This window comes from Streptomyces sp. NPDC057702, from assembly GCF_042799315.1.
Classification (GTDB): Bacteria; Actinomycetota; Actinomycetes; order Streptomycetales; family Streptomycetaceae; genus Streptomyces.
Genome location: NZ_JBHVJC010000007.1, coordinates 18,795 through 32,252, shown reverse-complemented (window position 1 = coordinate 32,252; position 13,458 = coordinate 18,795). Strand labels below are relative to the sequence as shown.

At 73.8% G+C, this 13,458-nt stretch carries 9 protein-coding genes; 4 read left to right on the top strand and 5 right to left on the bottom strand.

Annotation, left to right across the window (positions count from 1 at the left end):
- Positions 1-104: 104 nt before the first annotated feature.
- The gene (locus ACFVFR_RS06895; RefSeq protein ID WP_383698627.1) at positions 105-1,772 is read right to left on the bottom strand and encodes an ABC transporter ATP-binding protein; all 1,668 of its coding nucleotides are present in this window, start codon (positions 1,770-1,772) and stop codon (positions 105-107) included.
- Positions 1,773-2,011: 239 nt separating this feature from the next.
- Here ACFVFR_RS06895 and ACFVFR_RS06890 point away from each other — a divergent pair, with 239 nt between their 5' ends.
- The 3 genes from ACFVFR_RS06890 (at position 2,012) to ACFVFR_RS06880 (ending at position 5,550) form a co-directional block, all read left to right on the top strand.
- Positions 2,012-3,862 (top strand): SIP domain-containing protein, encoded by a 1,851-nt coding sequence (locus ACFVFR_RS06890; RefSeq protein WP_383698626.1) that lies wholly within the window; start codon positions 2,012-2,014, stop codon positions 3,860-3,862.
- Between the two features lie 263 nt (positions 3,863-4,125).
- Complete coding sequence (locus tag ACFVFR_RS06885; RefSeq protein WP_383698625.1) at positions 4,126-4,785, top strand: MSMEG_1061 family FMN-dependent PPOX-type flavoprotein; 660 nt, start codon at positions 4,126-4,128, stop codon at positions 4,783-4,785.
- 99 nt (positions 4,786-4,884) lie between these two features.
- On the top strand, positions 4,885-5,550 hold the full coding sequence (locus ACFVFR_RS06880; protein WP_383698624.1) for a nitroreductase: 666 nt from the start codon (positions 4,885-4,887) through the stop codon (positions 5,548-5,550).
- Between the two features lie 273 nt (positions 5,551-5,823).
- On the opposite strand, the gene ACFVFR_RS06875 is transcribed toward ACFVFR_RS06880, so the two are convergent.
- The 4 genes from ACFVFR_RS06875 to ACFVFR_RS06860 form a co-directional block, all read right to left on the bottom strand.
- A complete protein-coding gene (locus ACFVFR_RS06875; protein ID WP_383698623.1) occupies positions 5,824-6,261 on the bottom strand; it encodes a GNAT family N-acetyltransferase in 438 nt (145 codons plus the stop codon).
- A gap of 200 nt (positions 6,262-6,461) precedes the next feature.
- Positions 6,462-9,293: a ribosome-inactivating family protein gene (locus ACFVFR_RS06870; protein WP_383698622.1), complete on the bottom strand. Its 2,832-nt coding sequence runs from the start codon at positions 9,291-9,293 to the stop codon at positions 6,462-6,464.
- Positions 9,290-9,835: a hypothetical protein gene (locus ACFVFR_RS06865; protein WP_383698621.1), complete on the bottom strand. Its 546-nt coding sequence runs from the start codon at positions 9,833-9,835 to the stop codon at positions 9,290-9,292. The genes ACFVFR_RS06870 and ACFVFR_RS06865 overlap by 4 nt, the downstream gene beginning before the upstream one ends.
- Positions 9,836-9,904: 69 nt before the next feature.
- Complete coding sequence (locus tag ACFVFR_RS06860; RefSeq protein ID WP_383698620.1) at positions 9,905-10,399, bottom strand: hypothetical protein; 495 nt, start codon at positions 10,397-10,399, stop codon at positions 9,905-9,907.
- A gap of 505 nt (positions 10,400-10,904) precedes the next feature.
- On the opposite strand from ACFVFR_RS06860, the gene ACFVFR_RS06855 reads away from it, so the two are divergent.
- Entirely contained in the window at positions 10,905-13,397 is a 2,493-nt protein-coding gene (locus tag ACFVFR_RS06855; protein WP_383698619.1) for an ATP-binding protein, read from the top strand.
- Positions 13,398-13,458 lie beyond the last annotated feature (61 nt).

Genomic DNA, 13,458 nt, shown 5'->3' with positions numbered 1-13,458 from the left:
CTGCCGCGTGGGATGCGGGACCTGGGACGCAGCCACCGGTGGGAAGTGGCTCGGGGGATGCCGGTGTCGCCGCTGGGGCGTGGCCGGCTCGCGTGTCGGACGGGTCAGTCATGGCGGGCCTCCGGGGCGGGGGGTCGGTCGGTGGTCACGCCGGCCCCGACGGCCACTTCGTGGTCGGCCAGGGCGCGGACGGCGGGCGAATGCGAGGCGATGACCACCACCCGGTCGGCGGTGGCCCGCCGCAGCCGGGCCAGCACCCGCGCCTCGGTCGCGGCGTCCAACGCCGAGGTCACGTCATCGAGGAGCAGCACCGGGGTGTCCCGTAGCAACACCATCGCCAGCGCGACGAGTTGACGTTGGCCGCCGGACAGGCCCACGCCCCGCTCGCCGACCGGTGTCCCCAGCCCGGCCGGCAGGCCCGCGAGGACGAGATCGAGCCCGGCCGCCGCGCTGGCCTCGGCCAGCTCGGCGGCGTCGCGGTCGCCGCCGAGCAGCAGGTTGTCGGCGATGGTGCCGTCCAGGAGCAGCGGGTGTTCGGGGACGTACCCCAACCGCGCGTACCGCGTGTCGGGGTGGACGTCGGCCACCTCGCGCCCGCCGAGGCACACCGTGCCCTCGGCGGACACGAGCCGGGCGGCGGCCCGCAACAGGGTGCTCTTGCCACAGCCGGTGGGCCCGGTCAGCACGACCCACTCGCCGGGGCGCGCCGTCAGGTCGAGCGGGCCGATCGGCGCCCGGCCGGGCCGGCGCACGGTGAGCCCGGCGAGGGCCAGTTCGCCCCCGCCTGGCAGGGTGGCCGCCGGGTCGGCGGCGGGCCGGGGCAGGTCGAGCACCTCGGCGACGCGGTGGGCGGCGACCAGGGCCTCGGCCCGGTCGCCGAGCCGGTCGACGGCGACGTTCACGGCGACGGAGACGGTGCCCATCCACAGCGCGAACGTGGTGAGCTGGCCGACGGTGATCCGGCCCTCGACGGCGGCGTGCCCTCCCACCAGCAGTCCCGCCACCACCGCCAGCAGCGGCACCACGAACGCGATGGCCTCCCACGTCGCGCCGATCGCGGCCAGTCGCAGGGTGCGGCGGGTGATCTGGGCGCTGTGCCGGTGGTGACGCTCGACCAGCAGGTGCTCGGCGCCCACGCCGCGCAGCGGCAGCAGCGCGGCCAGCAGCTCCTCGACGGTGCCCCCGCGCCGGCCGTGGGCGCGGGCGAGCCGCTCGGCGCGGCGGGCGAACCGTGGGGGGAAGACGCGGTTGACGACGAGCAGGACGGGCACCGTGCCGGCCGCGACGAGCAGCAGCGACGGGTTGAGCCCGAAGAGCGCGGGCCCCAGCAGGAGTCCGGTCAGTCCGATGACGACCCAGGTGGTCAGACCGTGCACCCACGCCAGGATGACGTCCACGTCGCGGGTGGCGCGCACCGCCAGGTCGCCGCCGCGCTCCAGGGTGTCGGCGTCGACGGCCAGCACGGCGCGCGACAGCCCGGTCCGCAGCCGGGCCCCGGCGCGCGCCTCGGCGAGGTTGCTCCACCGCTGCCACCCGCGCATGCCGGCGTACTCGGCCGTCGCGGCGAGCAGGAACACCACGGCGTACGCAGTGGCGGTGGCGGTGTCCCCGTGTCGTACGCCGTGGTCGACGGCGCGGCCCAGCAGCCAGGGCAGGGAGAGGAAGGCGAGTTGGCGCAGCGTCGCCCAGCTCACGGAGCGCGTGAGCTCGGGGCGCGCGGTGGTCAGGCACTGGCGCAGCAGCCGCGCGGCGGCGGGAGATCGGGTGGACACCGTGGTGACCGTAGGCCCGCCGGGCACGCCGGTGTCGAAGCGGGCGGGCGGGATCGTCGAACCCGGCGGCCGGATCGCGCGGCCCGGGTCCCACGGCGCGCGTCGGCGCCCGCGACGTGGCGGGACCGGTGCAGGGGGGCCGGGGCGCGCAGTGTGGCCTACCTGGTCCGTCGGTTGGATGCGGTGGCGACGTTCGTCCCTAGCCTGGCGGGGCCCGGCCGACCGAAGGAGACCCGAAGATGTCCGTCCGCAGCCCCCGCTCCGTCGTCACCTTCCCCATCGTCTTGCGGGAACTGACCGTCTTGCGCGTCGCGGACGTCACGCCGGGCATGCGGCGGGTGACCCTCGGCGGCCCGCAGCTACGGGCCTTCCACCGGGACGGGCTGGACCTGCCGCCGCTGCGTACCGAGGGCTTCGACGACCATGTCAAGTTCTTCTTCGCCGAGCGGGACGGCCTCGCCCCGGTGCTGCCCCGGCAGAACGTGAGCAGCCTCGACTGGCCGACCGATGCCCGACCGCTGGCCAAGGACTACACGCCGGTGCGGTTCGACCCGGTGGCCGGCGAGATCGACTTCGACTTCGTACGCCATGCCGGCGGCGTCGCCTCGGCGTGGTCGCGGCGCGTCGCGCCCGGCGACGTCACCTGGATCGCCGGGCCGAAGATGTCGCACAGCGCGCCCGAGGGCACTGACTGGCTGTTGGTCATCGGCGACGAGACGGCGCTGCCGGCGATCGCGCGCTGGCTCGCCGAGATGCCGGCCGGCACCCGCGCCCGGGTGTTCGTCGAGGTCGGCGAGGCGAGCCACCGCCAGGAGCTGCCGACCTCGGCGGAGGCCGAGATCACCTGGCTGGTGCGGGACGGGGCCCCGGCGGGCGGTACGGACCTGTTGGAGCGGGCCGTGCGCGCGATGGAGTGGCCGGCCGGTTCGGTCTTCGTCTGGGCGGCCGGCGAGGCCACGACCCTCAAGGGCATCCGCCGTCACCTGGCCGTGGACCGCCAGGTTCCCCGCGAACACACCCACATCACCGGCTACTGGCGCCGCGCCGAGCCCACCCCCGACGCCGCCCCCCGCTCGGACGGCCAGCCCGCGACCGAGGAGGAGGACGCCCACGCGCGGCTGCACGAGCTGACCGACCTGGCACCGGGCCTGGCCATCCGCGCCGCCGTCACCCTGGGCCTGGTCGACCTCCTCTACCAGGGCGTGGGCGAGGTCGCGGAGTTGGCGCGCCGCACCGGCGCGAGCCCGCGCACACTCACCGCCCTCCTCGACTACCTCACCGCCCTGGACGTGTGCGCGCGGGAGGCCGACGGCTACCGGCTGGCCGCCGTGGGCGAGGAACTCGTCGAGGACGACCACTCCCTCCAGGAGTACGACCTGCGGGGCGCGCAGGCGGCGTTCGACCTCTCGCTCGCGGGACTCGCGCACGCGGTGCGCGGCGGCGCGCCCGTGGCGCGCACCCCCGGGGGCGAGCCGCTGGCCGATGCGCTGCGCACGGACGTCGCAGTCGGCGGCACGGCGCGTCGGGCGGTGGAGGAGGAGGCCCGGTGGATCGCCTCGGGCGCGGTCGGGGCGTACGACTGGTCGTCGGCGGAGCCGCTGACCGCCGCCGGGCCGGGCGCGGGCACGGTGGTGAACGCCCTGGTCAAGGCGTTCCCCACGCTACGCGTACGCATCGGCGCGCTCCCCTCGGAGCTGGCCGTGCTCGCCGAGCGCGTCCTGGACGCGGACGTGCTGCCGCGCGTGGAACTGGTCGCGCACACGGCCGCCGTACCGCCGGGCGCGCGGACGCTGCTGCTCTGCCGTCACCTGGAGCGGCTGCCCGCCGAGGATGCCGTGCTCACCCTGCGGGAGGCCGCGACCGGGCTCGCGGACGGCGGACGTCTGGTGCTGATCGAGCGAGTGGTGGCGGCCGACCCCGACGACCTGGACGACGCGCTGCACCATCTGCGCCTGACCGCGTCCTTCGGCTCCGGAGTACGCACCGAGCGGGAGCTGACCACCCTGGCCACCCACGCGGGCCTCCGGACGACAGCCTGCCACGACATCGGCTGGGACCACCGCCTGTGGGCCCTGTCACCGACCCGGTAACAGCCCCGCGGTCTCGCCCCACCCGGAGTTGGCCGCACACCTTCGCGCCACCGCCGCACGCCTGGGAGTTGTCAGCGGGCGCTTCCTGGAAGCCTGTCGTGCCGGGATGCGGGTTGACTGACCCGGCGCCATGCCGACAGCCCACCCGATACGGCCAACCCCCTTACCACGCACCACCACTCGGCCGGGCGGCTCGGCGGTGGCCCGCCACGGCGGGCGACCTGGCGGTCTCGCTCGCGAGCGGCCGGATTAGGGTCGGGGGCATGACACCACTCCTCACCGGCAGTGCCTTCGACTCGCTCCGCCTCGACGCCGTGTCCGACCAGGAGGCGCTGCGCCAGGCCTACGCACTCCCCAGCGACGCGGCCGTACGCAAGCAGATGACCGAACTCACGGACCAGACACGGCGGTTGATCGGATGCTCGGCACTGGTCCTGGTGGCCAGCGCGGACGCCGAGGGCAACTGTGACGTCTCCCCGCGCGGCGGCCCCGCCGGATTCGTCGCCGTCCTGGACTCACGGACGGTAGCGATACCGGACGCGACCGGCAACAGGCGTCTGGACACCCTGCGCAACGTCATCGCCACCGGCCGGGCCGGGCTGCTGTTCGTCGTCCCCGGGCGCACCACGACCCTCAGGGTCAACGGCCGGGCCTGCGTCTCCACCCGCCCGGAGCTGCTCTCGCAGCTGACCGCCGTGGGCAAGCCGCCCGCCAGCGCCCTGGTGGTGGGAATCGAGGAGGTCTACCCGCACTGCCCCAAGTCGCTGCTGCGCAGCGGCGCCTGGAAGCCGGAGCAGTGGCTGCCGGCGGACGCGCAGCCGACCTCGGCCGAGGTGACGCTGGCTCAACTGCGGATGCCGGAGCTGACGATCGCCGACATCGAGCAGGCGGAGGCGGACTCGCTCACGTACCGGTACGAGTGACCGGCCAACCCGCGAGCGCCGAACCACCCTCCCACCACACCCTGTCGGCCCGCCCCGCGAGCGCACCCGGGCGGCCCGCGTACGAGAGGAAGAGCAGCCGTGGACGTGTACGAGGCCGTGGAAAGCCGTCGGGCCGTGCGGGCGTTCAGCGACGAGCCGGTGCCGAGGGAGGTACTCGAACGCGTGCTGACCGCGGCGGCGCGGGCCCCGTCGAGCGGCAACCTCCAGCCGTGGCACGTGTACGTCGTGACCGGCGAACCCCTGGCCGAGCTGAAGCGGCGCGCGACGGCCAGGGCGCTGGCGGGAGACCCGGGTGACGAGCGGGAGTACCCGATGTACCCGGCCGAGCTGGCCTCGCCGTACGTGGACCGCTTCGTCGCCGCCGCGACCCAACGGTACGCGGCGCTGGGAATCGAACGCGACGACCCCGACCGGCCCGTGCGCATCGCCGCCCTGAACGCGGCGGCGTTCGGGGCCCCGGCCGTTCTGTTCTGCTACCTCGACCAGACGATGGGGCCCGGTCAGTGGGCGGACGCGGGGATGCACCTGCAGACGGTCATGCTGCTCCTGAGGGCGGAAGGGTTGCACAGCTGCCCCCAGGTGATGTGGACGGTGTACCGCGAGACCGTCAGCCAGATCGTCGGAGCCGGTGACGGGCTCGTGCTGTTCTGCGGCATGGCGGTGGGATTCGAGCAGGAGGGTGTGCCACGGCTGCGCACCGGGCGGGCCGACGTGACGGAGACCGTCAGTTTCATCGGAACGTGACCGTCCACGTCGACCGGTCGTGCGCCCCGCTCGTCACGACCCGCCACTCCCGTGGGTGCGCCGCTGGCGCGGCGGAGCCCCCTCCGGCATACCACCACGCACCGCGCCCCGGCCGCCGCCAAGGCGCGCGTGCGCGGCGCGCCGAGCCCTCGGCCCGGGGCCGGCCCGTATCGCCCCGCTCCGCGCCTGCCGGCACTCAGCCGTGCGGCACGCATCCTGGTCACCACTACGCCCACACACGCCCCTCGGCGGGGGGCCGGCGGTGGCAGACGGCTACGCGCGGCCCTGCCAGGGATCGAGGAGAAACCAGTAGTTCTCCGTGCGTCCCTGCTCAGCGAGCCCGCCGCCGAGGGACTCGTAGAGCGCGCGGGCCGCTGCGTTCGCCACCCCGGTGGTCAGGAACATCTTGGTGGCCCCGCCCTTGGCGCCGGCCGCCATGAAGGCACGGACAAGCTCCCGCCCCACGCCTCGCCGGCGATGGGCTTCGGCCACCTCCAGGTGGTGGAGGTAGAGCATCGGAGCCGAGTCCGGGCGCGCGAGGTGGTGACCCCAGCACCACCCGAGGACCGCCGCCCCCTCACTCGCCACAAAGGCGAGCGCGGCAGGCGCGCCAGCGAACGCCCGCGCGTCCTCGACGTCCCCGGCTCCCCGGAAGCGGCGGACCGCGCTCTCCAGCAGCGGCAGGTTGTCCCGCGATATCTGCGTGATCACCGCCTCATCCTGCCTCGCCCACCCGGACGGCGGGAACGGCCCCTCCCCCCCCCGGCCCCCGGGACCTCATCGCTGGGGGTGGGAGAAGGGTGCCTGACCGGGGACGGTGCCCGGTACGACGAGCGGAGGTGACGGGGGGCCGTGCGCGGGGGGACGTCACAGACCCCGACGCCTGGGCGTCGGGGTCTGTGGGGGTGTCGCTAGCGGGGGGACTGGAGGAAGAGCGAGGCGCCCGGGGCGGTGCGGGAGCTGTGTACGCCCCCGCCGCCGCCGTAGTCCGCGCTCTCGTGTCCGTTCCAGTCCGGGATCGGCGCACCGTCCTTGGTCAGGTGCTGGAAGCGGGCGGGGTCGTCGGCGGCCGAACCGAACTGGTGGATCGGCTGCTTGTCCGCTCCCGACCTGCTGTACGGCCGGAACTCCACGTAGGGGCCGCCCTTGGTGAGCTGCTTGGTGAGGACGTTGTTGTGGAAGACGTTCTGCGGTCCGGAGGACCCGGCCCACTTCACGGCCTTCTCACCGGCCGCCCACCAGATCGGGTACCAGGTGCCGGCCTCCACGTCGCCGCCCTCGCCGCCACAGCGGGCGGTGCAGTTGCCCGAGTAGTGCTCGTACGGCACGCGTACGGTGTTGTTCTCGAACAGGTTGCGGCGCTCCCAACCACCGTGCAGGTTCAGGTCGGAGTCGAAGTCGTTGGCGTAGACGACGTTGCCCGACGCGGACCACTGGAGGGTGAAGTGCCGCAGGTCGCGGGTGGTGTTGTAGGCGTACAGGGAGTCCCAGACACGGCTGCCTCGGAGGTAGCCGTTGCCGCCCTTGCCCTTGTTCCAGGCGCCCTCCAGGTGGTTGCTCTCGAACTGGAGGTTCTTGGCGACCTCGGTGACGATCGGGTGGGAGCCGGTCATCTCGGCGCGTACGCCACGGGCCCAGGAGTCGGCGGCCCACTTGAAGACCAGGCCGTGCATCGCGGACTCGGGTGCCAGGTTGCCGTAGTTGTTCTTCGCCTGCTTCGCGTCCAGCTTCGGCATGTCCTGGGTGAAGGCGAAGTTCTCGAACCCGACACCCACCACCATCTTCAGCGGGGTCACCTTGCTGGCGTACGCGGTGGTGCCGATCGGTGTGGAGCCGTCCGAGGAGGAGTCGACGGGCACGTCGAACTCCAGTGGCTTGTCGATGGTCACGGTGCGACCGTCGGCGTCCACGGCGGCGATCCGGAAGACCTGCTGACGCATGTGCAGGTCGTCGAAGCGCGTCTCGTCCGTGGCTCCCTGTAGCTCGTAGAACTTACGGCTGTTGGCGGCGCCCACCCACAGGTGTCCGCCGGGCCGGAAGCGGGACATGTTCGCCTTGGCGTCGAGGTGGATGACCCGACCGCCCTCCCGGGCCGCGTAGCCGGGCGCGTCGGCCGCCGCGCGCAGCTTGACGCCCGAGGCCCAGTGCTGGTTGACCGAGCCCTCGTAGAGGTCCTTGCGGTTGGCCGGGGCGGCGGCCCACTCGTCGGCGTAGCGGGTGGCGACCTCCCGGGTCTGCACCCGGAACAGCCCGCGACCCGGCCAGATCCAACCCCCCTTGGCGGTGTCGGCGCCGGCCTCGTACGTCATCGAGTCCGGGTCCCAGCGGCTGCCGTCCTTGCTGAGGGTGTCGTACCGCGTGTCGGCGTCCGGGCGGAAGACGACGCGGGTGCGCCGCTCGTCGCCCGGGTCGCTGCCCTGGCCTCGGATGACCAGGTAGTCGGCGTCCACGGAGATCTGGCGCGAGATGTCGACCTGGCCGCTGGGCAGCGTGATCAGCGAGAGCTGGTCGAAGTTGGCGTCGCCGGCGCATCGGGTGCGGATGTCGTCGATGGCGCGTTGCAGACCCGCCGAGTCGTCCTTGCCGTCGTCCGCCTTGACGCCGTAGGTGTCGGCCAGCTTGGTCGGCGTGATCCGGCAGGCGGGCTCGACGCTGTACTGCTGGTGGTCGGGCAGGGCCTCGCCGCCCCGGTAGCCGGCCTCGCTCCAGTCCGGCAGGCCGTCGACGGGTTCGAGCCGGTCCTCGGAGGTCAGGGCCGACGCGCAGGGTGTCGTGTCGGCCCCGGTGCCCGAGCACAGCCGAGGGGGCTTGCTGCCCTGGGGCATCTGGAGGATGTTGACGTTGGCGCGTACCCAGGTGATGAACAGGATGAGGGCTCCGGCGCTCAGCGTGGTGGTGTAGTCGCCGTTGCGGGCGGCCTGGGAGAGGGTGGCCCAGTTGGTGATGTACGGCTGGTACTCGGCCGCCGGCCAGCTTTGCTCACCGCTCAGCGCGGTGTGCACGGCGTCCCGGACGTTGTTGAACCGCGCGCCCTCCACCAGGGTCATGACCAGGCGGGCGAGGGAGGGCCCCACCCATGCCTCGTTCATGTTCTGGACGGTGACCCGACCCAGGTCGCGGACCGCGTCCCGCAGGTTGTCGCCCGTGACGGTCCGGGTCCACACGTCCGGCCCACCCATGCCGCCCTCGCCGTAGCGGCTGGTGAAGGGCAGGGTCACGGTGTTCAGCGGGCCCTCGCCCGGGAAGAGCTCGGGCGGCGCCTGGCCCAGGCTCGCCTCGTTGAAGCGGAAGAAGGTGCGGCTGAGGGTCCGCTGGTAGAAGCCCATCACGTACATGGTGTCCAGGCGGATCACCAGGCTGATGGAGGGCATGTCGGTGCGCCAGTTCAGGGAGTCGAGGGGGATGAGGGCGAAGCCCTCACGCGGGTGGCCACCGATCGGGCGGGCCAGGTCGGTGGGGTTGGCGCGGGCCGGGCCGGCTCCGGTGGTGGCCCGGTGTCCCCGGCGGTGTCCGGTGGACGGCCCGGCGACCGGCCGCTCCGCGTTCCTGGCCGCTTCCACGATCTGCTGGACGATGTGCAGGTAGTTGGTGGCCACGTCGCGGTTCTGCTCCGCCGGCTGGGCCGCGGCCGGGGTGCCGAGGACCGTGAGGGTGGAGACGAGGGCGAGGAGGAAGGCGAGGCAACCGGACAGGGTGGTCTCGCGGAGGCGTCGGCCGTGCGCGCCGACGGGGGATCGGTTCACCACGGCACCACGTAGTCGATGGTCGCGGCGGGGGTTCCGTTGGACTCGCTGGTGCCACCGGCCCAGTACGCCACGGTGTAGGTCGCGGCCGACAACAGACCGTCGTCGCCGGCCGGGATCACGGCCGCGCCGTAGTCCATGCAGCGCGCGTGCTCGTTGGGACACACCCAGTCCCAGTCCTTGCGGTGGGCCTTGTCGATCCGCCCCTTCTCGTAGATGCCGACCCAGTCACCCCGCTCGCCCGGGTTGCGGCCGACCGGAGCCAGGTAGGTCACCACCAGGCCGGTGTCCTTGGGGTTGAGGTGGATGCCCTTCTGGTTGATGTGGGCGGTGGTCCAGGTCGCGTCCAGGATGTCGAAGTGGGTGGAGCCGTGCGAGTCCGCGGCGAGGCCGACCCGCTGGGACTGCTGGAAGCTGGTGCCGCTGGCCCGGTCCGGCAGCAGGAACTGGGTCCCCGCGACGGCCAGGGCGGAGCAGAGGACGGTGATGGCGGCGGGCAGGAAGCGACGTCGCCTACCGTCTCCGCGCGTGCTCGGACGCATGTGAAAAGCCCCCTTGAGGAGAGTCGGATGCGGTGAACCGTCGGGCCGTGCGGCCGACGGTGGCGCGTGCTACCAGGGCACGACGTAGTCGATGGTCACGGCGGGCCTGCCGCTGGACTCGCTGGCGTCGTCGGTCCAGTACGCCACGGTGTACGTCTTGCCCGACTCCAGGCCGTCGTTTCCGGCGGGCACGATGGCGGAGCCGAACGACTTGCAACGCTCGTGCTCGTTGGGGCACACCCAGTCCCAGTCCTTGCGGTGAGCCTTGTCGAGCTGGCCCTTCTCGTAGATGCCGACCCAGTCACCCTGCTTGCCGGGGTTGCGGCCGAGCGGCGTGACGTACGAGACCACCAGTCCCGTGTCGTAGGGCGGGTCGTTGAGGCCCTTCTGGAAGATGTGCGCGGTGGTCCAGACGGGTTCGTACAACACGAACTCCCCCTCCCGCGTGCCCTGACCCGCCGGGCCGGCGTTCTCCAGCCGCACCGGGCCCTCACTCTCGCCCACACGCGAGCCCAGGGTGTGTGCGCCCAGGGCCACCGCCACCGAGCAGACGACCGCCAACACCGCGGGAAGGAAACGCCCCCGCCGCCTCTCGGTGTCCCGCGCGTGGCCTGTTCCACGCCTAGAGAAGCGCATAGCGCGACCCCCCACCCATGGCGTTCCTGCCTTTCTCCGGCCCCTGTGGACCGCGTGAACGTGCCGGACCGAGCGGACCTGTCGGCCGTCGGAGCTGTGACGGGAGTGCGTCGGCGCCCGGCCGTACGCGTCAGCCACCCGTACCGGGCCCGGACGGGTGCGGACCCGCGCGCGCGGGCCCGTGGGCCTGGCGACGCACGGATGCACCGGTGTGCGGACGTGCCGGTGTGTGCGGCGTGCCGATGTGACGGTGTGTTCGGCGTGCGGACGTACTGGCGTACGGGTCCGTTGGGCCTGTGGGCCGACGATCTCCCGGTGCCCATCCCAGCAAGGCGGGGCGCCCGACACCAGGCGGAATCACCGGCAAAAGTGCGGTTCAGGGATACTTCTGCCGGAAGTGCCGATCGTGGCACCACAGAGGAAGGTCGGCCCCGTGAGCAGCACCACACCCCCGTCGCGCGCGTTCGGGCCACTCCTACGCGAGCTGCGCCGGCGCGCGGGGCTCAGCCAGGAGCAGCTCGCCCACGCGGCGGACGTGAGCGTACGGGCCCTGGCCGACCTGGAGCGGGGCCGTACCCGGGGGCCCCAGCGCCGCACCGTCGAAGCCCTGGCCAGCGGGCTGGCCCTCGATGCCGGCGAGGCTCGCGCCCTGGAGGCCGCCGCGGCTCCCGGGCGCCTGCGCACCCCGGTCGACCCCGCCGGCGCGAACACGGCAGACGACGTAGGTCCGGCGCCCGGCCCGAGCCCGTCGGGCGGCCCGAGCACGGCGGACGAACTGAGCGCGACGGAGGGCGCGGGCGCGACGAGCGGCGCGGACCGTCCCGCGAGCCCGCCACACGCCGCCCTGGCGTTGTCACTGCCCCGGGACACCCGGGACTTCACCGCGCGCGAGCAGGCCCTGGACGAGGTGCGCGCGCTGGTCGAGCGCGCGGACGCGGACCACCCGCCCGTCCTCGTCGTCACGGGTCAACCGGGGCTCGGCAAGACGGCGTTCGGTGTCCGCGTCGCCCACACCCTGGCGCCCCGCTTCACCGACGGGCAACTCTTCGTCAACCTGCGGGGCATGGACGAGGAACCGACCGACCCACGGGATGCGCTGGCCACCCTGTTGCGGGCGCTGGAGGTGGCCGAGCACGCCATCCCGCACGACCTGGCGGGGCGCTCGGGGTTGCTGCGCTCGCTGCTCGCCCCCCGGCGGCTGCTCCTGGTGCTCGACAACGCCGCCCACGAGGCCCAGGTACGCCCCCTGCTGCCGGCCCTCGGTGGCTCGCTGACGGTGATCACCAGCCGGAACGGCCTGACCGGGTTGGAGGGAGTGCACCGGATCGCCCTGCCCCTGCTGCGCCGCGAGGAGTCCGTGGAGCTGCTGACCCGTGTCGTCGGCCCCACGCGGGTGGGCCAGGAGGCGCAGGCGGCACGCGATCTGACGGACCTGTGCGGACACCTTCCGCTGGCCATCCGCATCGTCGGCCAGCGGCTGGCGGGCCGCCCACGGGAGCGGCTGGCCAAGCTCGCGGCCCAACTGGCCAGCGAGGAGCGCAGGCTGGATCTGCTGAACGCCGGCGACCTGCGCGTACGAGCCGCCTTCGGGCTGTCCTACGAGCAGCTCTCCCCGGCCTCCCAGACCCTGTTGCGCCGCTCCGCGCTGGCCTCGGGACCGGATGTGAGCCCCGAGACCGCCGCGCTGCTGGCCGGCGTGTCCGTGCCCGAGGCGGAGCTGGGGTTGGACGAGCTGGCCGACCGCGGACTGCTCCAGGCCGACGCCGTGGCCGAGCGCTACCGGTTCCACGACCTGCTACGGCTGTTCGCCACCGAGCTGGTGGCCACCGAGGACGGCCCCGCCACGGAACGCGCCGCCCGGGACCGGACCGCGCGCTGGATGCTGGCGCGCGCGACGGCGGCCGGACTCCGCTTCGACGCCCAGCGGCCCGCCGCACCTGACGAGACCGCCGACGCCTCGCACGGCGGCCCGAGCGCCGATCCGGGCGAGCCGACCACCGGCGACCCCGACCCGGCCACCACGCCCGCCACCCGGGGCGCGGCACGGCGCTGGCTGGAGGCCGAGCGGGCCCAGTGGCTCGCGGCCCTGCGGCACGCGGCCGAGGCGGGCTGGCACCGGTCGGTGGTGGACGCGGCCGAGGCGATGCACTGGTTCTCCGACCTCACCCAACACTGGGAGCTGTGGGTGGAGGTCTTCCGGCACGCCGCGAACGCGGCCCGCGCGCTGGGCTCCGGCCGTGAGGAGGCCACCCACCTCAACTACCTGGCCTGGGCGTACAACCTGTGCGTCTACGACCACCACGCCGCGTTGGCCACCGCCCGGGCCGCGTACGACACCGCCCGGGACAGCGGTGACCAGCTCCAGACGGGGTGGGCGCTGGGTTACCAGGCGGGGGCTCTGCGCCGGCTGGGCCTGCTGGACGAGGCGGTGGCCGGCCTGCGCGAGGCGGTGGCCTGTCACCAGCGCAACGCGACGCCCGAGGGCAGGCTCGCGGAGCTGACCACCCTCAACTTCCTCGGGGAGGTCCTACGCGAACAGGGGCACGCCCAGCAGGCCCTGGACATCCATCTGCGCGGCGCGGAGATCTGCCGCGCCGGCATCCCCGGGCTCTGCCCCGACCTGCTCGCGCTCTACCAGGCGGCCACCGCGCAACACGTCGGCAACGACCACGCGGCACTGGGCCAGTGGCAGCGTGCCGAGGGGCCGCTACGCAGCGCCCTCGCCGCCTTCGAGAGCTCCGACATGCCGGCCTGGAGCGGGCCCGTCTCCCTCGAACTGGGCACCGTGCTGCGCCACGTCGGCAAGCTCGCGGAGGCCCGCACGGCCGTACGCGCCGCGCTGGCCACCCTCACCGCCCACCGCAGCCCCCGCCAGGCCGAGGCCAGGGCGGAGCTCCGGGTGCTCGACACCCTGCTGCCGAACTGACCACGCGACGCCTGTCCGGGTGGCGGAGGCGGAACGGGTGGGAAGGCGGTGCGGGGTGTGA

What these genes read in the sequence shown, in the direction of transcription:
- ACFVFR_RS06890 (WP_383698626.1), top strand. Translation starts at nt 2,012, where the DNA reads ATGTCCGTCCGCAGCCCCCGCTCCGTCGTCACCTTCCCCATCGTCTTG.
- ACFVFR_RS06885 (WP_383698625.1), top strand. Translation starts at nt 4,126, where the DNA reads ATGACACCACTCCTCACCGGCAGTGCCTTCGACTCGCTCCGCCTCGAC.
- ACFVFR_RS06865 (WP_383698621.1), bottom strand. Translation starts at nt 9,835, where the DNA reads ATGCGTCCGAGCACGCGCGGAGACGGTAGGCGACGTCGCTTCCTGCCC.